15 protein-coding genes are annotated in these 20,898 nt (G+C 71.8%); 5 read left to right on the top strand and 10 right to left on the bottom strand.

Going from position 1 to position 20,898, the window contains the following annotated elements; genetic code table 11:
* Positions 1-84 precede the first annotated feature (84 nt).
* Entirely contained in the window at positions 85-645 is a 561-nt protein-coding gene (locus SPR02S_RS43675) for a DUF3455 domain-containing protein (protein WP_019063366.1), read from the bottom strand.
* A gap of 353 nt (positions 646-998) precedes the next feature.
* On the opposite strand from SPR02S_RS43675, the gene SPR02S_RS57615 reads away from it, so the two are divergent.
* A complete protein-coding gene (locus tag SPR02S_RS57615; RefSeq protein ID WP_158697972.1) occupies positions 999-2,036 on the top strand; it encodes a thaumatin family protein in 1,038 nt (345 codons plus the stop codon).
* Between the two features lie 24 nt (positions 2,037-2,060).
* Here SPR02S_RS57615 and SPR02S_RS43665 read toward each other — a convergent pair whose 3' ends face one another.
* A complete protein-coding gene (locus SPR02S_RS43665; RefSeq protein ID WP_019063365.1) occupies positions 2,061-3,923 on the bottom strand; it encodes a sigma-70 family RNA polymerase sigma factor in 1,863 nt (620 codons plus the stop codon).
* A gap of 197 nt (positions 3,924-4,120) precedes the next feature.
* On the opposite strand from SPR02S_RS43665, the gene SPR02S_RS43660 reads away from it, so the two are divergent.
* Positions 4,121-5,137 carry a thaumatin family protein gene (locus tag SPR02S_RS43660; RefSeq protein WP_158697971.1) on the top strand — a complete coding sequence of 339 codons (1,017 nt, stop codon included), beginning with the start codon at positions 4,121-4,123 and terminating at the stop codon, positions 5,135-5,137.
* 41 nt (positions 5,138-5,178) lie between these two features.
* On the opposite strand, the gene SPR02S_RS43655 is transcribed toward SPR02S_RS43660, so the two are convergent.
* Positions 5,179-5,871, bottom strand: a complete 693-nt coding sequence (locus SPR02S_RS43655; protein ID WP_019063363.1) for a hypothetical protein — start codon at positions 5,869-5,871, stop codon at positions 5,179-5,181.
* 162 nt (positions 5,872-6,033) lie between these two features.
* Here SPR02S_RS43655 and SPR02S_RS43650 point away from each other — a divergent pair, with 162 nt between their 5' ends.
* Both SPR02S_RS43650 and SPR02S_RS43645 read left to right on the top strand, forming a co-directional pair.
* Positions 6,034-6,327 carry a hypothetical protein gene (locus SPR02S_RS43650; RefSeq protein WP_019063362.1) on the top strand — a complete coding sequence of 98 codons (294 nt, stop codon included), beginning with the start codon at positions 6,034-6,036 and terminating at the stop codon, positions 6,325-6,327.
* Entirely contained in the window at positions 6,324-6,965 is a 642-nt protein-coding gene (locus SPR02S_RS43645; protein WP_019063361.1) for a hypothetical protein, read from the top strand. The genes SPR02S_RS43650 and SPR02S_RS43645 overlap by 4 nt, the downstream gene beginning before the upstream one ends.
* Positions 6,966-7,082: 117 nt before the next feature.
* On the opposite strand, the gene SPR02S_RS43640 is transcribed toward SPR02S_RS43645, so the two are convergent.
* The 3 genes from SPR02S_RS43640 to SPR02S_RS43630 form a co-directional block, all read right to left on the bottom strand.
* Positions 7,083-11,474 carry a type VII secretion EssC family protein gene (locus SPR02S_RS43640; RefSeq protein ID WP_245607720.1) on the bottom strand — a complete coding sequence of 1,464 codons (4,392 nt, stop codon included), beginning with the start codon at positions 11,472-11,474 and terminating at the stop codon, positions 7,083-7,085.
* A gap of 70 nt (positions 11,475-11,544) precedes the next feature.
* Complete coding sequence (locus tag SPR02S_RS43635) at positions 11,545-11,838, bottom strand: WXG100 family type VII secretion target (protein WP_019063359.1); 294 nt, start codon at positions 11,836-11,838, stop codon at positions 11,545-11,547.
* 86 nt (positions 11,839-11,924) lie between these two features.
* A complete protein-coding gene (locus tag SPR02S_RS43630; RefSeq protein ID WP_026151416.1) occupies positions 11,925-13,742 on the bottom strand; it encodes a putative T7SS-secreted protein in 1,818 nt (605 codons plus the stop codon).
* A 188-nt stretch (positions 13,743-13,930) separates the two neighbouring features.
* Here SPR02S_RS43630 and SPR02S_RS43625 point away from each other — a divergent pair, with 188 nt between their 5' ends.
* Positions 13,931-15,385: a hypothetical protein gene (locus SPR02S_RS43625; RefSeq protein WP_019063358.1), complete on the top strand. Its 1,455-nt coding sequence runs from the start codon at positions 13,931-13,933 to the stop codon at positions 15,383-15,385.
* Here SPR02S_RS43625 and SPR02S_RS61055 read toward each other — a convergent pair.
* The 4 genes from SPR02S_RS61055 to murC form a co-directional block, all read right to left on the bottom strand.
* On the bottom strand, positions 15,369-15,908 hold the full coding sequence (locus SPR02S_RS61055; RefSeq protein WP_019063357.1) for a sigma-70 family RNA polymerase sigma factor: 540 nt from the start codon (positions 15,906-15,908) through the stop codon (positions 15,369-15,371). The genes SPR02S_RS43625 and SPR02S_RS61055 overlap by 17 nt on opposite strands.
* A 96-nt stretch (positions 15,909-16,004) precedes the next feature.
* Positions 16,005-18,890, bottom strand: coding sequence for an AfsR/SARP family transcriptional regulator (locus SPR02S_RS43615; protein ID WP_026151415.1), 2,886 nt, complete (start codon positions 18,888-18,890; stop codon positions 16,005-16,007).
* Positions 18,891-19,038: 148 nt separating this feature from the next.
* Positions 19,039-19,446 carry a peptide-methionine (R)-S-oxide reductase MsrB gene (gene msrB, locus SPR02S_RS43610; protein WP_019063355.1) on the bottom strand — a complete coding sequence of 136 codons (408 nt, stop codon included), beginning with the start codon at positions 19,444-19,446 and terminating at the stop codon, positions 19,039-19,041.
* A 13-nt stretch (positions 19,447-19,459) separates the two neighbouring features.
* Positions 19,460-20,848: a UDP-N-acetylmuramate--L-alanine ligase gene (murC, locus tag SPR02S_RS43605; protein WP_019063354.1), complete on the bottom strand. Its 1,389-nt coding sequence runs from the start codon at positions 20,846-20,848 to the stop codon at positions 19,460-19,462.
* Positions 20,849-20,898 lie beyond the last annotated feature (50 nt).

Below are 20,898 nucleotides of genomic sequence, written 5' to 3'. Positions count from 1 at the left end.
ACGGCGGGGCCGTTCACAGACATGTTCCAGCAGTTGGCCCCTCAGGGTTGCCCGAGGGGTCAACTGCCTACACCACCCGCCGAGTTACTTGGCGGGCTTGTAGAACGCGTACGTGGCGGTGTACTGCACGCTGACCTGGTCCGTGCTGGTGCCGGTGCAGGCCGTGGTGGGGGCGACGCCGCCGCTCGTGGCCAGGCGCTGGACGTAGGAGACGTCGGCGAACGTCCCGGTGCCGCGGGTGGCGGTGGCCTTCAGCAGCAGCTCGGGGATGGTGCCCGTCTTGGGCGAGTTGGCGATCGCGGAGCCGTTGACGGCGCTGCCGTCCACCGTGGACACCCACACCGGGCCACGCGAGTGCAGGGCGACGGAACGCTTGGCGGGGTCCTTCTTGGCCCACAGGGTGGCGGCCGGCTCCAGCAGCGTCCAGGCGCTGTTGGTACAGGTGTAGGTCTGGACGCCGGCGGCGGAGAAGACGCCGGTGAGCTTGTTGCCGTCGGGGACCTTCAGCGCGTCGGGCACGGTGACACCGAGGCGCAGCGGCGGCTGCGGGGTGGCGGCCTGGCCGACCGTGGCGCTCACGATCGTGCCGGCGACCACGGCGGTGACGGCCGCGGTGGTGAGGACAAGACGTCTGGCGATCTTCATCGATGTGTCTCCAGAGCAATTTCTGAACAGGGTCGCGGGTATCGGGGTCGCGGATGTCCGGACTCCCGGGCCGATCAGATGATCTTTCGGTCCCGCAGCCGCAATGTACGGGGGAACGACGGGGGAACAATCACGGCCGGGTTGCCAACTTCTGATCGACTTGTGTCCAGCGCTGCTCACCTCGTGCGTATTGCCGACCCTGTTTCCGTTGTCCGGCGCGCGGTCCGCCGGTCTCCTCTACGGAAGACTCCGTCGGCCGGATCGCCGCGCGACGGAGACGTGGGAACGGACAGGAGTGTGGAGAGATGCCTCGTTTCCGGTTGTCCATCCGCCGACAAGGGCGCGCACGATCCGTGGCGGGCCACCGCCGTGCGCCCCGCCCGCGCCGCCCGGGACGCAGACAGGCAGGCCTGGCCGCCGCGGTGCTGTTCACCTGCCTCGCCGTGGTGACCGGCGTACTGCTGGCCCGCGCGCAGACGGGAACCCCGGGAGACCGTACGGTCGCGGGCCCGTCGTCCACGCACGGCACGGCGACCGCCGGCGCCCAATCCCGCCCCGGCCCCTCGCCCACGACGACGTCATCGCCGAGCGCCAAGCCCTCCCCCTCGCCCACCCCTGACGCGCGGAAGCCGTCCAAGGCGAGCGCCTCGCCGTCCCGCGCGGCCGGTCAGCCGAAGGCCGCGACCGCCGGCAAGCGGACCGTCACCCTCGTCAACCGCCTCGACCAGACGATCTGGCCCGCGATCGCGGCGGACCCCAAACACCCTGTGGAGGCGACGGGTTGGGTGCTGAAGCCCGGGGCCAGCCTCAGCTTCACCGTCCCCGACCACTGGGACGTCCGGGTGTGGGCGCGCACCGGTTGCTCCTTCGACGCGGCCGGCGACGGCCACTGCACGACCGGGGACTGCGGCCGTTTCCAGTGCGGCTCGACCTGGGGCGAATTCCCGTCCACGCTGGCCGAGTTCAACCTGAACGCCTGGAACGGCATGGACTTCTACGACGTCAGCCTGGTCGAGGGCAACAACCTGCCGATGTGGATCAACAGTTACGGCGGCTCCTCCCGCGACAAGCTCGACGCGAACGGCTGCTCCGCCGCCGGGTGCACCCGGGACGCCAACACGACCTGTCCCACCAAGTTGCAGCGGATCCGGGGCGGCAAGGTCGTGGCCTGCCTGAGCGCCTGCCTGGTCTTCAAGACGGACCAGACCTGCTGCACCGGCGCCTACGCGGCGCGCCCCCAGTGCGTCCCCTCGTCCTGGCCCGTCGACTCGGCGGCCGTGTTCAAGAAGGCCGAGCCCTTCGCCTACTCCTACGTCAGCGACGACGCGACCAGCGTCCTCACCTGCTCGGGAGAGTGCGGCTACCGCATCACCTGGGGAGTGAGCCCCTGACCCAGGTGATGCGGCCGGGCCCGCTCAGTCGGCGGACTGGAAGGCCCGGCCCGCCGCCGTCGTCGTCGTACCGTTCGTGAAGAGACCGCTGCTCGGCTTCGACGGGTCCGCGCCCAGCCCGAACCACGCGTAGCGCCGCACGTACGACAGGCCGTCCAGCGCCTTGGTGGACGCGGTCACGAAGTCGGCCTGTTGTTGGGCGGACGGGAAGCGGGTGCCCTGGGAGAAGTCGATCAGCGCGTACTCGGTGAGCCAGATCGGCTTGTGATAGCGCGCGTACACCGCCGCCAGATACGACTTCAGCTGGTCGACGGCCTGCGGGGTGCGGAAGTCGCCGCCGTACCAGTGCAGGGTGATGAAGTCGACGCGGTAGCCCTTCGCCTCGGCCCCGGACATGAAACGGTCCAGCCAACCGCCCGCCGTGTCCCCGCCGTAGGCGACCGCGGGGCTGCCCAGGATCTTGCCCGCCGCCATGAGCCTGGGCCACAGCTCCAGCGCCAGGTCGACGGTCATGTTCGACTGCTGTGCCATGTCCGGTTCGTTGAACCCCAGCAGATACGGGCCGTACGACCGGGCCTGGGCCAGCGAGGAGTCGGTGACGGACTTCGCGCCCCAGATCATGGGCACGAACGACCCCGACGAGGGCGTCGTGATCCCCGAGTGCTGCGTGGACCAGGTGTAGTACCAGCTCGCCCCGCTCGCGGCGAGCGCCTGGCTCACCCCGCCGAACGACCACACCCCGACCCCCTTCTTGGCACCGGAGGCGATGTGCGCGGGGGCGGCGGCGGTGTGCTTCGAAGGAGACGGGCTCGGCTTGGCCTTCGGCGTCGGGGACGGGCTCGGCGACGCGCTCGGAGAGGCCGAGGGCGTGGGGCTCGGGGTCACGCTGACCACCGGAGCGGGCGACGCCGCAGCCGTCGTAGCAGAGGATCCGCCGGTCAGCCGGGGCGCGACCAGCGCGGCCACCACGACGACGGCGACCGCCGCCGAACCACCCACGACCTGTTTGCCGCCGATACGGCCGGACCGGCGCCCGTGTCGCCGACGTGCTCCACCATGCCCTGAGGGAGCGGCAGTTGGGACGGCGTCCAGGATCCGGGACACGTCGAACCGGGCCGGCACCGCCACCAGCGGCAACCCGCTCAGCAGCCGGTCCATCGGAAGCAGCCCCTCGTCCAACCCCTGGCACACCCCACAACTACGGATGTGCCGGGCAAACCGCTTGCGCCACAGGGCACTTGGCGTGCCGTCCCACGTGGAAGCCGTCTCGTCCAGTTCCGTGCAGCGCGGCTCGGCCACCAGCGCCCGCACCACGACGCGCGAGACCTCCATCTGCTTCTTCATCCGCTGCACCCGGACGGAGGCGTGCCGGTCGGAGAGCCCCAACGCACCGGCGAGGTCGGCGCGTTCGAGTTCGCCGGTCTTCTCCAGCCACCACAGGGAGAGCAGTTCCTGGTCATCCGGATCGAGCCAGCGGGTGGCCTCGACGACCTCACGGCGCTGCTCGGTCAACCCCAGCCGCAGGATGGTCAGTCCGGCGAAGTCGAGCGCGGGGTCGGTGATCGCCTCCGCGTCCTCCAGGTGCGCCCTGCGGTCCCGGTCGGCGGCCCGTATCTGCTCGCGGTCGCGTACCTGTCGGATCGTGATGGCCACCAGCCAGGACCGGAACGCGGCGGGATCCCGCAGCTTGGGCAGCCCCCGCACCATGCGCAACAGCGTCTCCTGTACGACGTCATCGACGTCGGCGTGACCGTTCAGGGCCCGGCCGACGATGTTGTAGACCAGCGGCAGGCACTGCGTCAGCAGGTGATCCAGGGCCTGCCGGTCGCCCGCGCACGCGGCGGTCACCAGGCCCGCGTCGGGCCCGCTCCTGGGCTTCTCGGTCATCTGGTCGTTCCTCCGCGTGTGGTCCGGCCGTGGCGTCTCTCTGCTTCGGAGACCGCCGACGCGCGCAAGGACTACAGAAAACAGGACACCAAAAGAAATCGGCCGGTCGCGTCCGAATTTATGTTGTCCGGCCGCCGCCGAGAAGGTCACCGATAGGCAGGGACCCATCCGGAGTGCATGAGGAAGGCGCGAGGACGATGGCACGAGGACGCAGAAGGCACAGCGCGAGCCCACCGCGACACCGCCGACGCTGGTGGTACGTCGGGGCGGCCGCCGTCGCGACGGCGGCCACCGTGCTGATCGCCTACAGCGTGTGGACGCCGTCCGGAACGGACGGCACGCGCACCACAACAGCCCACCAGGACACGGCCGCGCGCCCGGCCGTGTCCACCAGCGCGTCGCCCTCGCCCTCGCCTTTCCCGAGTCACAGCGCCTCGGCCTCTCCGTCCCCCAGGGCTACCGCCTCGAAGAAGAGCACCAGCCCAAGCAAACCCACCGCCAAGGCAGTCGAACCGACAGCGCACGTCTCGACAGCCCCGACCGGCAAGCGTCTGATCACGGTCGTCAACCGCACCCCGAAGACGGTCTGGGCGATCGTCACCAACACGGCCGTCTACCCGAAGGGCCGCCGACTCGCCCCGGGCCAGAGCCTGTCGGTGACCGTGGCGAACAACTGGGGCGGCCGCATCTGGGGTCGGACCGGCTGCACCTCGACGGCCGCGGGGCACTGCGCGACCGGTGACTGCACCAGCGTGTGCGAGGGCGCCAACCCGCCCACCACACTGGGCGAGTTCACCTTCGACGCGTACGCGGGGATGGACTTCTACGACGTGAGCATGGTCGACGGTTCGAACCTGCCGATGTGGATCAACATCTCGCACACCACGACCACCGACCCGGTCAGTTCCTCGGGCTGCTACAAGGGCGTCTGCACCTCGGACGTCGACTGCCCGACCGCGATGCGGGCCACCTCGGGCGGTCAGGTCGTCGGCTGCAAGCCGCCCTGCGCGGCGTTCGGCGGTGACACGTACTGCTGCCGTGGCGCCTGGGCGGGCCGCGAGAACTGCGTGCCGTCGAAGTGGCCGGTCGACTACACGCAGGTCTTCAAGCGGGCGGCCCCCTATGCCTATTCGTACGCCTTCGACGACGGGGCGACGATGCCGTGCAAGGGGGCCTGCTACTACAAGGTCACCTTCGGGACGACCGGCTCATAGCTTCGACTCATCGGTTCAACTCGTGGGTTCGGGCAGCGGGTTCAGCTCGTCGCCTTGTTGCCGGTCGGGCCCACCGCGAACCAAGTGCCGCCCACGCCCTGGCCGTTCAGGTCGCCCGGCTTGCTGTCGCCGGAGAAGCGGTAGACGGGCCAGCCGCCGACGGTGATCTGGACCTGGCCGTCGTCACGGCGGATGGCCCCGACCTCCTTCGGGTTCACGCCCGCCAGGTAGACGTTGCCGCCCTCCTCGATGGTCACGGGCGGCCACTTCGCCGCGCAGTCGTCGTTGCAGTTCGACTTGGAGGGGGAGGCGGTGTCCTTGTCGAAGCGGTACAGCGCGGCCTGGTTGATGTTGATCAGGTGCGGTGCGGAGAGCGTGGTCGAGGTCACCGCCGCCAACTGCACCCACTTGGGCGGCGCTTCCTGCACCACGGCCCCGACGACGGTCCCGCCGGTGCCGGTGAGACCGTTGTCCTTCGCCGTCGAATCGACCACCTGGAGCGCCGAGTTGCCACCGCCCTGACCGGACGTCGTGGCCGAGGGGGACGCGGAGGGGGACGCCGGAGCGGCCGACGACGCGGGGGCCGAGGCGGCGGGGGCCGAACTGTCGCCGATGGAGATGGTCTTGCCGCAGGCCGAGAGGCTCGCCACACCGGTCAGGGCGAGAAGGGATGCGACAACGGCACGGCGCGCGGTGCTCTTCGAGGACAGCGGGCGGGTCTGGAGCGGGGTCATGTGGGCAACACGAGACAGCCCCGGCAACGGTTCAATGCCGGTGAACGATTCGGGCCCCCGACCTCGTGTTCAGGACAGAGACGGACCAGAGACACAGATCAGCGACACAGACCAGAGACACCTCCTCACCGCATCCTCATCGCACAGAAACGGGGGCCCGCAGTGGCGTCGGACGTCAACATCCCCGGGAGTGAACTCAAGGAGGCCCAGGACATGTTGGGCTTCGTGCACGACAACATCGACATCGGACACAACACGTTCGACTTCGACGCGGCCTTCGGGCCCGAGCTCTCCCGCGGCTCCGCCCAGAACTTCGAGAACAAGTGGGAAGACGGCAAGGGCCAGTTGCAGAAACAAGTGCTGGGCATCAAGGACGCGATCGGCAGCATCCTGGACTCCTTCGAGAAGACCGACCAGGACGCGGTGTCCAACCTCGACAGCGGGAGCGGCAAGTGAGCACGGCACAGCGGTTCCTGCTGGACATCCCGGACTCCTGGGACCAGGTCGACCTGAGCGGCGAGGAGCTGGCCCGCACCCGTGGGCAGGCCCTGGCCTCGACCGAGGACCCTCGGGAGAAGGCCCGCATCAACGACATGTTCCGGCAGGGCCGGGAGGTGACGCGGGCGGCCCGCCGCTACGGGGCGCTGCTGGCCGCGGGCACGGCGACGATGTACACCGAGGGCCTCTTCATGGCGTACGGCATGGTCTTCGCCGTCAATACGCCCAAGGGTGAGGAGCTGACCCTCCCCGTGCTGTCCGCGCGGCTCGGTGTCTCCTCGGCGAACGGTGTGGCCCCCAAGGACCGGGTCATCACGTCGGCGAAGGTGCCCCATGTGGGCACGGTGGCCCGCGTCACCGGCACCGAGGTGACCCGGCTGACCGGGGACATCGACGTCAAGCTGCTGACGATGCACACCATGATGCCGGTGCCCGGCAGCACGGAGGACTTCCTCGTGGTGACCCTCGCCAGCCCCAACCTGCCGCTGAAGAACGAGGTGTACGACCTCTTCGACGCCATCACCTGCACCTTCCGCTTCGTGACGGACGACGGTGTCCAGGTCTCCCCGGACGGCGCCGAGGGCGTCGCCGCCTGAGCAGCACGTCGTACGGCATGCCGAAGCGCGGTCGGACCTCCTCGGTCCGGCCGCCCTTCGGTGTTCCGCCGGAAGGAGATGCACCCCGAGGGGGGACCCGGGGTGCACCTCCGGCTCTTAGAGTTCCGCTTCCAAGAGCGGGACCTGGACCGAGCGCAGCGTGCCGTCGCCCAGGTGCAGCAGGCCCCGGCCCGGCTGCGGGGCCTGTCCTACGACGCCCCGGGTGAGCTTCACGCCGATGACCTCGCCGTCGCTGAGTCCCTGCGGGGAGAGCAGCATGCCGGTGCGGTTGCGCTTCACCTGGCCCATCCAGCCGGCCAGGCTCAGCGCGAGGGACTCCGCGTTGCCGGCCGCGAGGACGCCCCAGCCGGTGCCCGCGCCGCCGCGGGCGAGCAGCGCGAGGTCGGAGTCGATCTCGGCGCCCATGAACAGTTCGGCGTCGTCCACGACGATCACGCCGTACTCCTCGGGCACGCTGCCCAGCGTCTGCCGGAACTCGTCGACCGTCACCTCGGCGTCGGTGATCAGGGCGGCCACGCCGGGCCGTCCCAGCAGTTGCCGCAGCGGTGAGCGGCGGGGCGCCAGCACGATGAGGCCGGCGCCCGCGGCGAGCAGTGACTCGGCCGCGACGAGCAGGGTGGTGCTGCGTCCGGTGCGCGGCGGTCCGGCGATCACGAAGGTCGGTACGTCCGTCAGGTCGGGGCCGAGCGAGGTGAGGACGTCACCGCCCACGGCCACCAGCGGGCGCATCGGCCCGCTGCGGGTGTGCAGGGTGAGCGCTTCGGCGTACGTGACCCGGTCGGGGAGTACGTCGAGGCGGATCGGGCGGCGCGCGGCGGGGACCGCTGCCTCACGCTCGGTCAGTTCCCGGCCCAGGGCGAGCAGGACTTCGGCCTGGGCGGTGCCGGACAAGTCCTGGCCCAGCACGGCGAGTTGTACCTCGCTCAGGTCCTGGGTGCGGATGCCGCGGCCCGGCGCCGGGTCGGTCGGCGCGGACTTGGTGGGGATGCCGACGCTGGAGTAGTCCTGGCGGTCGTTGAGCCTCAGGACGATCTTGTCCTCGGTGGTGCCGGAGAACCGGCTGCCGCCGAGCACCCGGTCACCGGCCAGGACGACATGGATGCCGACGCCCGCGCCGTCGCGCAGCAGGCGGATCATGCGTTCCATGTAGCTGCCGTTGTCGTACGAGGCGAACTCGCGCTCGAAGACCTCGAACCGGTCGACCATCAGCACGATGTGGGCGAGCCGTTCCTCGGGGGGCTGGCTGCCGCGCAGTTCGGACAGGTCGGCCGTGCCCCGGGCGCCCAGAATGCTCTGGCGCGCGGTGAGTTCGGCGCCCAGTCGGTCCAGGAGCCGGCCGAGGCGTTCGATCTGGTTGCGGTCGACGACCGCGCCGCAGTGCGGCAGCGCGGTCAGGGCGTTGAGCGCGCCGTTGCCGCAGTCGATGCCGTACAGGTGGACGTCGTCGGCGCCGTGGGCCTGGCCGAGGGCGGCGGCCAGGGTGCGCAGGGTCTGGGAGCGTCCGCTGCGGGGCGAGCCGACGATGTGCAGATGGCCGGCCCGGTCGAGGTCGAGGACCAGCGCGGTGCGGGTCTGCTGTGCGGGCAGGTCGACCATGCCGTACTCGACGGCGGGCAGGGCCGCCTCGCGCTCAAGGGTGGGCTTGGGCGAGGGCGGTGCCGTCCAGGGGAGCAGGGTGGGCAGGGCCGGCAGCCAGGGGCTCGGCTGGCGCGGTACGTCCGCGAGCCGGGCCGCCTGGGCGATGGCTCCGGTGAGTACGGCGAGGTCGGTGACGGCCTCGGTCTGCGCCGCCGTGGAGCCACCGCGGGAGCGGGCGCTGGGCAGCGGGCCGCCGAGGTTCTGCCAGGTCACCGGTTCCGCGCGGACGGTCACCTCGGTTCCCGCGGCGGGCTGGCCGCCGGGCCTGCGGCCGCCGACGCGGCCGGACTGGAAGGGCAGCAGGGCGGACGGGCCGAGCCGGGCGTAGGCGCGGCCGGGGTTGGCCGGGGAGATCTCGCCGGAGTCGGGCGCGTCGATGATGTCGCGGCTCTCGGAGGTGTCGGTGGTGCGCAGCGCGATCCGCAGGTTGGTGTTGGCGCGGATGTCCGGGGTGACCGCGCCGCCGGGGCGCTGGGTGGCGAGCACCATGTGGATGCCGAGCGACCGGCCGCGCTGCGCGATGTTGACCAACCCCGAGATGAAGTCGGGCAGTTCGCGCACCATGGACGCGAACTCGTCGACGACCAGGAGGAGTCGGGGCAGCGGGGGCAGTACGTTGCCGCCGCGCGAGCGCTTGTCGAGGTAGTCCTCGATGTCCTTGGCGCCCGCCTGCGCCAACTGGGTCTCCCTGCGCCGCAGTTCGGCACCGAGAGAGACCAACGCCCGCTCCACGAGCCGGGTGTCGAGGTCGGTGACCAGGCCGACGGTGTGCGGCAGGTCGGCGCACTCGGCGAAGGCGCTGCCGCCCTTGTAGTCGACGAGCACGAAGGTCATCTCGTCGGGCCGGTTGACCACCGCGAGGGTGGCGACCAGGGTCTGCAGCAGCTCGGACTTGCCGGAGCCGGTGGTGCCGGCGATCAGGGCGTGCGGGCCGTCGCGCACCAGGTCGACGGCGAACTCACCGTCGTAGCCGATCCCGAGGATGGCCCGGGTGCTGCGGCCGCCGAGCGACCAGCCGGCCACGACGGCCTCGGCGGTGGGCGGTTCGACCTTCAGGAGGTCCAACAGGCGTACGGCGCCTGGGAGTGCGCTCTCGTCGCTGTCGCCGACTCCGCGCAGGGGGGCGAGCGCGCGGGCGAAGTGTTCGTACCAGTCGGGCTCGGGCGAGTCGCTGCGGACGTTCTCCAGCGCGGCGCCGGAGCCGGTGCGCACCCTGGACGTGGTGGCGCCCGCCTCGGTGACGACGACGGCGCCGCACTCCTCGGGCAGCAGCCGCTCCTCACGATCGATGCAGATGGTGTGGACGCCCACGGACGGTCCGTCGCGCAGGAGCGCGATCACACCCGGCAACGAGCGGGCCCTGCGCGCCTGTTCGAGGACGACGAGGATGTCGGGGTAGCCGTTGGCTCCGCCGCGGATCAGGTCGGATCCCGCCGCGACCCGGGAGGCGACGAGCTGGCCGAGTTCGCCGATGCGCCGGGCCAGGGAGTCGGCGGTGGAGCCGATCAGGGCGTAGGCGTCCTCGCCCTGCGCCTGGGTGTGGGGCAGCCAGCGGATCCAGGACCAGTCGCGTTCACCGTCGGGTCCGGCGAGGACGACGAGGCGCAGGTCGGTGGGGCTGTGCAGGGCGGCGGCCTGGGCGGCGAGCCAGCCGGCCAGCCGGGTCGCGCCGGGTCCTGCGACGCCCGCGACGCCGGCCCTGCGCAGCGCCACGCTGACGGGCACCTGGTTCAGCGTCGGCACGGTGGAGCGCCGGTGCTCGTCCTGGTCCGGGTCGTCGACGCTGACGGAGGAGGGCAGGTCGGCGGTGCCGACGCGGACGGAGAGGAAGTCGGGGTCCTGCCAACGGCGTTCCCACAGCCGCTCCGAGGGCTGGACCGCCATCTGGAGCAGGGTGGCCGGATCGGGCAGGGAGAGGCGGAGGTTGTGCTGTTCGCCGAGTACGGCGGCGTCGACGTCGGCGCGCACGCGGGCCAGTGTCTGCTCGTACTCCTCTTTCTTCTCAAGGTACTTGAGCATCGCCTGCTTGCGGCCGCCGAACTGGGTGATCAGGGCGGCGATCGGGGAGAGCAGCGCGATGAAGACGAAGGACCAGTGGTGCGTGACGAAGATGGCGATCGCGGCGCCGGCCGCGGGCACCAGCAGGATCGGCAGCAGCGGGATGGGCCGCTTGTCGGGCTTGACCGGCGGGGTCGGCAACCGGAACTTGGCGCCCGCCGCGGGCGGCAGGAACCTCGGCGGCCGGTTGAACTCCAGGCCGAGACCGTCCTGCGCCGGGGTCAGCGGAGCGCGGGCCGTCTGCTGCGAGGTCAGCTCCAACAGGATGTCGCCGACGGCGAGTTGGCTGCCCTCCCGCCACGGGGACGGCGCCTGCGCGGACTTGCCGTCGAGCAACGCCCCGTTGGTCACAAGGAGTTGGGCGCTGCCGTCGAGCCGGACCCGGACCCGGGCCGCGAGGCTCGGGATACCTGGGGCGAGGCGGACGCGGCACACCGGGCCGCTGCCGATGTCGTAGTCGCCCGGGACGAGCCGGAAGACGGTTCCGGCGCCCGGTCCCGAGACCACCCGGACCTCGGTGCGGCCCTCGGGCTCGGGCTCCCGGGGTACGGGAGCGCCGAGTCCGAGGTCCATGCCGTCGCGCACCCCGGCCGCCGAGAGGGTGGTGTGCGGTTCGACGGGCGTCGGGCCGATGTAGAGGGGCGGCTCCCCCGCCGCCACCCCCGCGTACCCGACGGCGCGTGCCAGCTCGGCTGCCAACCGGCCCGCCTGCGCGGAGGGTTCGGTTTCCACGGCGACGGTGGTGGACACCCCCTCGACCTGCGGATCACGAACGCTGACGGTCAATCGCACTGCTCATCATCCTTCTGGTGGAGAGGTGGGTACGGCACCGCCCGCCGTGGTGGCGGACCGGGCCGGTGGGTCAGCCGAGGTTGGAGCCGAGCTGGTTGTCGGTCTGGTCGAAGGCCTCGCCGACGGCCTTCACGTACTGGCCGATGCCCTGCAGACCCTGGTTGACCTGGTCGAAGCCCTTGGCGAACTCGTCGAAGAACGGCGAGAACTTCTGCTGGGCGGCCGGCGTGCTGTAGCCGTCGGCGAGCAGGGTGGAGATCTTGCCCTTGACCTCGTTGAGCTTGTCCTGGAGCTGGGAGAAGTCGTTGAGGAGGGCCTGCGAAGTGGACGCGGTGGTGTCCGAGTTGACGGCGTAGTTGGGCATGGGAGTTCTCCTTGCAGGTTGTCGGTGGTGCGGTCCATCCCTTCGGGGATGGAGGTCTGGGTGCGCGAACGTGCGGTGCGGGACGGCTAGTTGGCGTTGCCGCCGGTGTCCGCGCCGTCCGTGGGACTCGTCGGTGCGGTGGCGAACCCGTCGGACGGGGTGGGGCTCGTGGGGCTGGTCGGTGCGGTGACGAATCCGTCGGACGGTGACGCGGTGCCGGTGTTCGACTGCGCGTCGGAGGTGTTGATCGGCGGGACCGCGGGGCGTCCCGTGGTGGTGGGCGAGTCCGGCAGCGGGACATTCGCGGGATCCACCGGAGCGGGACGCGTAGGCGCCAGCGGGGGTGGCACCGGGCGGGTCGGCGAAGGCGGCAACGGCACATCGGCGGGCTCCACCGGAACCGGGCGCGGGGGCGGCGGCGGGGGTACGACGGGGGCCGGCGGCTGGGCCGCGGGCACGTTCGGCACCACGGGCGCCGGCCTGACCTGGCCCTTGATCGGGATCTTGTCGGTGACGCCGTCGACCACGCGGCCGAGGCCCGCCGTGCCGACCGGCCCGACGGCCAGCTTCGACGCGGAGTTGGCGATCTCGCCGGCCGCCACCTCGTTGAGGTCGCCGCCCTGGGCGACGCCGACGCCGATCTTCGTGCCGAGGGTGGCGCCTTCCTCCACGAAGTTGCCGACCTGGTCGGACGCCCGCTTGCCCAGGCTGTCCGCCGCCGCCGGTTCCGACGTGTCGCCGAACCGGCCGCCCTTGCCCACCTCGACGTCGGGGTTCCCGCGCCGTTTGCCGATGGCGCCGATGCCGCCCTTGAAGGCGACGCCGGCCACGGCACCGGCGGCGGCTCCGGCGAAGACGCCCGCGGCCGTGATCTTGTCGCCGTTGGCCGCCTTACCGGCCGCTTCCAGCGCCGAGTTGGTCAGGAACTTGCCGGTGACCTCCGTGGCCACCTTGCCGATCGGGTTGGCGAGGACACCGCTGACGATCTTGCTGTTGGTGAGGGACTCGCTGACCTTGGTGATCGTGCCGGCGGTCTTGGTGATGAACCCGGAGCTCTTCACGGCGGCCACGGCGGCCGGCGCGATCGCCTGGACGGCCTTGCCGCCGAGCTTCAGCAGGGCGCCGCCGGGGACGATCCCGATCAGACCGAGGACGAAGTCGCCGGCTTTGATACCCCCGGTCTGACTGGCGACGACTTGGTTGAACAGGAACAACGCCCCGCCGAGCAACGCGCCGACCACCGGGAAGAACACCGCCACGACGGCGACGAGGGCGGCCAGCAGGATCTGGACGAACGGGAAGTCCTTGAAGAAGTCGGCGATCTTCTGGAAGATGTTCCGCTCCGGAATCGCCTCCTGCGCCGCCCGGTCCAGCACGTCGGCACACTGCCGCTGCGCGCTCTCCCGCATCGTCCTGGCCTGGTCGGCCAGGCTCCTGGCCGCGCCCAGCTGGGCCTGGCCGGCGTCGATGGCGTCCTGAGTGCTGCGCGCTGCCGACTTCTCCGCGTCGGTCGGGGTGGCGCTGAGCTCCTTGGGCACCTGGTTCGCCTGCGGTGCGGCGGACTGCGCCTGATCGACGGCCCGGTCGAAGGTGTCCTGGGCCTCGCGCAGCCGCGGCATGTAGTCGCTGTAGGCCTGGGCGGCGTCGTGGTAGGAGGTCACCGTCTTGGTGAGCTTGTCCGGGAGATCGTCGCCGATCTTGTCCTTCAGCGCGTCCATCGCCGAACCGCGGCCCTGCGAGATCGAGCCGTCCTTCTTCAGGACGTTCAGCGCCTTCTCCGCCGCGTCGCCGATATCGCGGTAGCGCTTCATCACGCCCTGGATCAGGTCGGGGTCGCCGGGTGTCGGGTCCGAGTCCATGCCGACGAGCTGGAAGTCCTCGGGCCTGGAGTGCCGACGTGCCATGTGCGATCCCCCGGTGCGCTGCCTGTGACGTGTGGTCGGCAGGTACACGGGGGCGGTGTCGTAAAAGGTTCAAGCGAGTTCACCTCGCACGTTCTCGCCAAGTTCCGAAAGGTTCGGGCGAGTTCACATCGAACGTTCTCGGCCTGCGGCTCCGTGTAGTCGGTGCAACGGAAACTCGGAGGGCATGGGTGGACACGATGACCAACGGCGCGGGCGACAAGCCCGAGCACGGGCCGGCGACCGACAGGGCGCACCGCCTGCCACGGACGCTCCGGCACGCCCTGGCGGCGCTGCTGGCGGCGTGCCTCATGGCGCTCGGCGGGGCCGCCGCCGCGAGCGCGGCACCCGCCGCCGACGACCTGATCAAGGTGTTCGTGGTCCCGGACCCGGCGCAGACCGGCGGGCAGCTGGCCACCCTCCAGTCGATCGCCACGGCCACCCTGGGCGACGCCTCACGGGTCGGCGAGATCCTCACCCTCAACCGCGGCCAGGCGCAGCAGGACGGCGGGGCGCTGAACGGCGCGGACGACCAGCTGCACCCCGGCTGGATCCTGCGCCTGCCGCAGGACGCCTCGGGGTCCGACGTCCAGCTGGCCCGGGACACCGGGAGCCAGAACTCCGCCTCCGCCGCCCCGAGTTCGGGACAGCAGTCGGCCGCGCCGAGCACCGGGAAGTCCGCGGCGTTCACGTTCCCGCTGGCCGCGGCCGTCGCACTGCTCGGTGCGATCCTGCTCGCCCTGATCACCGCGGGCATCGTGGGCAGGCGGAAGGTGCGCGCCGCGTACGCCGCCGTCCTGCGCACCGTATGGCGGCTGGGCGAGCCGATGCGGCGCCGCCGCCGACTCGCGCTGCGCCGGGCGACGGGCCGCCGGTTCGCGACCGACGCCGATTCGGTACGCCGGGCCTACGGCGTCCTGGGCGACTTCGCGCCCGGCCGGCAGCAGCCCGAGCGGCCGGTGCACGCGCTGCGCGTCGACGGCTCCGGTGTGACGGTGTGGCTGACGGCCTCCGACACGGTCGACGCGCCGTGGACGAACATCGACGGCACGCGCTGGCGCCGCCCCGCGGCGGCCGCCGCCGGCTGGCTGTCCACCGGCGACGACACCACCTCGGCCTCACAGGCCTCGATCGCCGCGTCCTGTCTCGTCCGGGCGGGCACGGACGCCGACGGCGAGCCCGTGTTCGTGGACCTCAGCCGCCTGGACGGCGTCCTCAGCGTGAGCGGTGACCGGGCGGTGGCCCGGGATGTCGTACAGAACCTGCTCGCCGAGATCGCGCGCACCCGGCCGGAGACTCCGGTGACCGTGCTGCGCGGGGCGGACAGCGCCCTGCCGCTCACCGTGCCGACGGAGCTGCGGCAGCTTCCCCGGGTCGACGCCCCCGCTCCGGTGGCGCCGGACGCGGGGCGCGGGACGGTGCGCGCCGGTGCGGCACGCCGTCCGGTACGGGGACTGGTCGTGGTGGCGGGCACGCCGGGTGAGCGGGAGGCCGCCGAACTGGCCGCCCTGTGCGGGCCGGGCGGGGCGGGCTGGACCGGCCTGGTGTACGGCGAGGTGGAGGGCGCGCACTGGCGCTGGCACACCGACGCCGACGGCCACGTCGACCTTCCGGTCCTCGATGTCCGGCTCACCGTTCCGGTCTGAGTCCCTTGCCGGCCTCGGCGCGCAGGATGTTCAGGGCGTAGTGGCGGCGGGACTTGACGGTGCCCGCGGGTATCCCGAGGATGCGGGCGGTCTCCTGCACGGTCCGGCCGCACAGATAGGTGTGCAGCAGGACCTCCCGGTGCTCGTGGGACAGCCGCCGCAACAGGCCGGTCGCCTCCACCGAGGCCAGCACGGCGCCGGAGTGGTCGGGCAGCGGCAGGTCCCGGTCCTCGGCGCCGATGGTCTCGTGGCGTGCGACGGCGCTGCGCATCCGGTCGACGACGAGGTTGCGGGTCACCGTGAGCAGCCAGCCGCGGACCGATCCCTCGGTGCTGTAGAGGCGTTCGGCGTGCGGCCAGGCGCGGATGAGGGTCTCCTGGACGATGTCCTCCGCCGTGTGACGGTCGTTCAGCAGCTTGTCGGCGTAGGCGAGCAGTGCCTTCGCGTGGTCGCTCATCATGGTGTGCAGCAGCTGGTTGCGGTGCGCGGCCTTGGGGAGGTCCGCGGAAGTCGTGGGGGTCATGTTCCAGTCCTGAAGGGGAATGCCGTACGCGCCTCCGGCTCCGGGTGGAGCGGAGCGGGGAGCGTAGGCAGGGCCCGCTTTCGGGACGCTGACGTTTTACTGTCGCCGGGACCGATCGGGTTCAGCGAGGTCGGTCAGCCGGTGGCGGACCTGCTCGGCGTCCGGGTGGCCGATCTCGTCGAGGATGCCGAGTGCCTCACGCCAGGCGAGCGCGGCCCGCGTGTCCTGGTGGGCCTCGCGGCGGGTGTCGCCGATGTGCACCAGGGTGTCGGCCTCCAGATAGCGGTCCCGGATCTCCCGGTACAGCCGCAGTGCCTGCTCGTAGCACTCCAACGCCCGCTCGTGGTCGCGCAGATGGTGATGGGCATAGCCGAGGCTGTCCAGGGCGGCGGCCTCGCCATTGCGGTCGCCCGTCTCCCGGTGGGCCGCGACCGCGTGGCCGCACTCGGTCAGGGCGTCCTCGTACTTGCCCATCAGGATGTACGTCCAGCCGACCTCGTTGGCGATGCCGGCCTCGCCGTCGCGCCGGCCGGCCGCGCGGCACAGGGCGCTCGCCTCGGCGTAGTGGTCGAGGGCCTCCTCGTGCCGTCCACGCCCGTTGGCCAGGAACGCGAGCCTGCGGTGGGTCCTGCTCAGGCCGACCCGGTCGCCGGTCTCGCCGAACAGCTCCAGGGCGCGCGCCATGTGTGCGTCGGCCTCGTCCGGCCGCCCGAGGCGACCGCTGACGAAGCCGAGCGCGCGGTGGGCGAACGCCTGGCCGGATATGTCGCCCAGGCGCTGGGCCGCCTCAACTGCCCTTGTCTGCGCGTCGAGTTGCTCGGACCAGCGGCCGCTCCGGTCCAGGTACAGCTCCAGGACCAGGGCCAACTGCCAGCTGTGCTCGCCGCTGCCGTGCCGGGCGTCCTGCTCGATCGCGGCGAGCACGACCGACCGGTTCGTCTCCAGCCAGGCGGCCGCCGCCGCCTGGTCGAGCAGTCGCGGGACGGTCACCCCGGCGGTGTGCGGGCGCAGTTGGATGCTGTCCCGGGTGGGCATCAGAACGCTGTCGGCCGCGTGCACGCTGTGCAGATAGTGGTCGAGCATGCGCCGCCGGGCCGCTTCCAGTTCCTGCGCGGAGTCGTGTGCCCGGCCCAGTTCGGCGGCGTAGGCGCGCAGCAGTTCGTGACAGCCGTAACGGCCGGGCAGGGGCTCGGAGATGAGGTGCGCGCGAGCCAACTCCGCCATGACCGGCCGGACTTGGCCGACCCGCTGCCCGGCGAGGCTCGCGACGGCGGCGAGCGAGCAGTCGGGTCCCGGGTGCAGGGCGAACAGACGGAACACCCGGGCGGCGGCGGGGCTGAGGAGTTGGTACGACCAGGAGAACGCGCTGCGGGCGTCGGCGGCGGGGGCCTCTCCCGCGAACGCGTCGAGGCTGTCCTCGCTCTCGGAGAGTTCGGCGGCGATGGACGCGAGCGGGAAGGCCGGGTTCACGACCGCGCGGGCGCTGACGACGGCCAGCGCCAGCGGGAGGCGGCCGCACAGGGTGATGATCTCCGCGACGGCGTCGGGTTCGTGCGCGATCCGTTCGGCGCCCAGCCGACGGGCGAGGAACTCGCGTGCCTCCGCCTCGGTGAGCACGTCCAGCGTCAGCGAGTGCGCGCCCTCGCCGGCCACCAGGCCGTAGAGCTGGTTGCGGCTGGTGACGACGACCAGGCAGCCGGGGGCGCCGGGCAGCAGCGGGCGGACGTGCTCGGTGTCGCGGGCGTTGTCCAGCACGATGAGGACGCGGCGGTCGGCGAGGAGGCTGCGGTACAGCGCGGCCTGCGCGTCGAGACCGGCGGGGATGCGGTGCCCTGGGACGCCGAACGCGTCGAGGAACGAGCGGATGGCCTCGGCCGCGCTCATGATCGAACCGCTGGGGTGGAAGCCGCGCAGATTGACGTAGAGCTGCCCGTCGGGGAACCGGTCGGCGACGCTGTGCGCCCAGTGCACCGCCAGGGTCGTCTTGCCGACGCCGGCCATGCCGCCGATGGCGCTGATCACCACCGTCGAGGCCGGTGCGTCGGACGCGCACAACAGCTCCCGGACGCGGGCGAGTTCACCGCGCCGGCCGGTGAACGCGGGCAGATCCACGGGGAGTTGGGCGGGCCGGATCGTGGCGACGGCGTCCTGCTGTGCCGTCCCTTCCGCGTCCTCGGCCGACCCCGCGCTTCCGGACGGCGGCGCGGCGCGCTGGGCGTGGGTGTGGCCGAGGACCCGTTGCAGAGCGGCCTGGAGTTCGGGGCCCGGCCGCACGCCCAACTCGTCGGCGAGGCGGGTGCGTACGGTCCGATGGACGTCCAGCGCCTCGGCCTGGTGACCGGTCGCCGCGAGCACCAGGATCAGCCTGGCCTGCAACCCCTCGTCCAACGGATGCTGCGCGGCGGCCTGTCGGAGCGTCACCAACACCCGTGCGCCCAGGCCCGGTCCGGCTTCCAGCGCGAGTTCGGCGGCCTCCTTGACGGCGGCCAGGTGCTCGCCGTCGAGGGCGGTGAAGGCCGGGTGGGACCGCACCTCGGCGGCGATCCCGGAGGCCGCGGGACCCCGCCACAGGGCCAGCGCCTCGATCAACAGCCCGGTGGCGGTGGGAGGTTCACCGTCCCGCACTGCCTGCTCCGCCCGCTGCCGCAGGGCCCGGAAGCGCAGCAGGTCGAGGCTGTCGGGGTCCACGTCGAGCCGGTAGCCACCCGAGCCGCGCACCAGCCGACGGGACGCGCCCCCGGCCGGAAGATCGGGTTCGAGCAGCCGCCGCAACGCTCCGACGTGCCGTTGGACGACGTTGACCGCACTGTCCGGCGGGTCCTGTCCCCACAGCGCGTCGACGATCTCGTGGACGGCGACCGGATGCCCCGCCTCGGTCAGCAGCAACGCGAGCAGAGCACGCTGTTTCGGGGGCCCCAGCGGCAGTTCCGTGTCGCCGCGCCAGGCCCTCACCGGTCCGAGTACGGCGAAACGTGTACGCACCGAGCCCCCCGTACAGACTGTGACGACATGCGCGCCCGGCGCGCCCGGCCCTAGGGACGCGTGGCCACGGACGAGCATAGAGTCCGCGCGAACCCCGTGGCGAAGGGTTGCTCCGCCACGGAGCGTCTTCAGGCCGCGTCGGGCGTCGTCAGTCCTCCTCGGGCGTCAGGCGCAGCGAGATGGAGTTGATGCAGTACCGCTGATCGGTCGGCGTCGCATAGCCCTCGCCCTCGAAGACGTGACCGAGATGCGACCCGCACCGGGCACACCGCACCTCGGTGCGCACCATCCCGTGCGAGCGGTCCTGGATCAGTTCGACCGCGTCGGTGTCCTTCGGGTCGTAGAAGGACGGCCAACCGCAGTGGGACTCGAACTTCTCCGTGGACGTGAACAGTTCGGCGCCACAGGCCCGGCAGGAGTAGACGCCCGTCGTCTTGGTGTCGGTGTACTCACCGACGAAGGCGGGCTCCGTGCCGGCCTGCCGCAGCACCGCGTACTCGGCCGGGTTCAGCTCCGCGCGCCATTCCTCGTCCGGCTTTTCGACGTCGTACGACATGCAGCTCAGCCCCTTACTTCGCGAGACGGTCCAGGATCCGCGGGCCGAGGTCTGTCACATCGCCCGCTCCCATGGTGAGAACGAGATCACCGGGCTTCGCCATTCCCGCGACGGCCTCGGGCACGTCCGCCTTGTCGTGGACCGGGGTCACATCGGCGCCCGCGGCACGCGCGGCCTCGATGATCAGGTCGCTGGTGACGCCGGGGATCGGGTCCTCGCGGGCCGGGTAGATGTCCAGGACCAGGGACGCGTCCGCGAGGGCGAGGGACTGGCCCATCTCCTTGCCGAGCTCCTGGGTGCGGGAGAAGAGGTGCGGCTGGAAGACCACCAGCAGCCGCGCGGAGGAGGCCGCCGCGCGCATCGCCTCCAGGTCGGCGGTCATCTCCGTGGGGTGGTGGGCGTAGGAGTCGATCACCTGGACGCCGGCCGCCTCGCCCTTGAGCTGGAGGCGCCGCTTCACGCCCGTGTACGCGGCGAGCGCGGGCGCCAGGTCCGCGGCCGGAATGCCGAGCGCGACGCCGGCGGCGAGAGCCGCGACCGCGTTGCTCGCGTAGTGCCGGCCGGGGACCGAGACGGTGAAGGTGAGCTCCTCACTGCCGAGGAGGACGGTCACCTCGCTCTTCAGGCCCTGCGCGACGACGGACAGGATGCGGACGTCGGCGTCTGCCGCCTCTCCGTACGTCACCGTCTTCACGGAGTCGGAGACTCGTCGGGTCAGCTCCCGCGCGCCCTCGTGGTCCGCCGAGATCACCAGGGTGCCGTCCGGCACGATCCGGTCGGCGAAGGTCTGGAAGGACTCGTAGATCTCTTCCATGGACGCGTAGTTGGCGTGGTGGTCGAGCTCCACGTTGAGGACGATCGCGACCTCGGGTGCGTACTTGTGGAAGCTGCGGTCCGATTCGTCCGCCTCGGCGACGAAGATCTCGCCGTCGCCGTGCAGCGCGTTCGAACCCGGGGCGTCCAGGTCGCCGCCGATCGCGTACGACGGGGTGCGGCCCAGCGCGGTCAGGGACACCGCGAGCATCGACGTCGTGGTGGTCTTGCCGTGGGTGCCCGCCACGGCGATCGGGCGCAGGCCGTCCATCAGGCGGGCCAGGGCGTCCGAACGGTGGACGACCGGGATGCCCAGCTCGGCCGCGCGGGCCAGCTCGGGGTTGTCCTTGCGGATCGCCGACGACACGACCACGCAGGTGGCGTCGTCGGCGAGGTGCTCCGCCGCGTGTCCGATGTGCACGGTGGCACCCAGGGCGCGCAGGGCGTCGGCGGTCGCGGAGTCCTTGGCGTCACTGCCCGCGACCTTCGCCCCGCGCTGCGCGAGGATCTTGGCGATCCCCGACATCCCGGCCCCGCCGATGCCGATGAAGTGCGGTCGGTCCATGGCGGTGGGAAGGCCGGGTGCCATGTGTGTCTCCCTGTGCGTGCTGGTTCCGTACGGGTACGGCGGACGTTCAG

This window comes from Streptomyces prunicolor NBRC 13075 (assembly GCF_000367365.1).
In the GTDB taxonomy this organism is placed as follows: Bacteria; Actinomycetota; Actinomycetes; order Streptomycetales; family Streptomycetaceae; genus Streptomyces; species Streptomyces prunicolor.
Note: the sequence above shows the minus strand (reverse complement) of the source record. Positions and strands in the feature narration are given on the sequence as shown.

Bases quoted from the DNA above. Each gene is read 5' to 3' on its own strand.
- SPR02S_RS43635 (WP_019063359.1), bottom strand. From the start codon at position 11,838: ATGCCCAACTACGCCGTCAACTCGGACACCACCGCGTCCACTTCGCAG.
- msrB (WP_019063355.1), bottom strand. From the start codon at position 19,446: ATGTCGTACGACGTCGAAAAGCCGGACGAGGAATGGCGCGCGGAGCTG.
- SPR02S_RS43675 (WP_019063366.1), bottom strand. From the start codon at position 645: ATGAAGATCGCCAGACGTCTTGTCCTCACCACCGCGGCCGTCACCGCC.
- SPR02S_RS43630 (WP_026151416.1), bottom strand. From the start codon at position 13,742: ATGGCACGTCGGCACTCCAGGCCCGAGGACTTCCAGCTCGTCGGCATG.
- murC (WP_019063354.1), bottom strand. From the start codon at position 20,848: ATGGCACCCGGCCTTCCCACCGCCATGGACCGACCGCACTTCATCGGC.
- SPR02S_RS43665 (WP_019063365.1), bottom strand. From the start codon at position 3,923: ATGACCGAGAAGCCCAGGAGCGGGCCCGACGCGGGCCTGGTGACCGCC.
- SPR02S_RS43660 (WP_158697971.1), top strand. From the start codon at position 4,121: ATGGCACGAGGACGCAGAAGGCACAGCGCGAGCCCACCGCGACACCGC.
- SPR02S_RS43655 (WP_019063363.1), bottom strand. From the start codon at position 5,871: ATGACCCCGCTCCAGACCCGCCCGCTGTCCTCGAAGAGCACCGCGCGC.
- SPR02S_RS61055 (WP_019063357.1), bottom strand. From the start codon at position 15,908: ATGACCCCCACGACTTCCGCGGACCTCCCCAAGGCCGCGCACCGCAAC.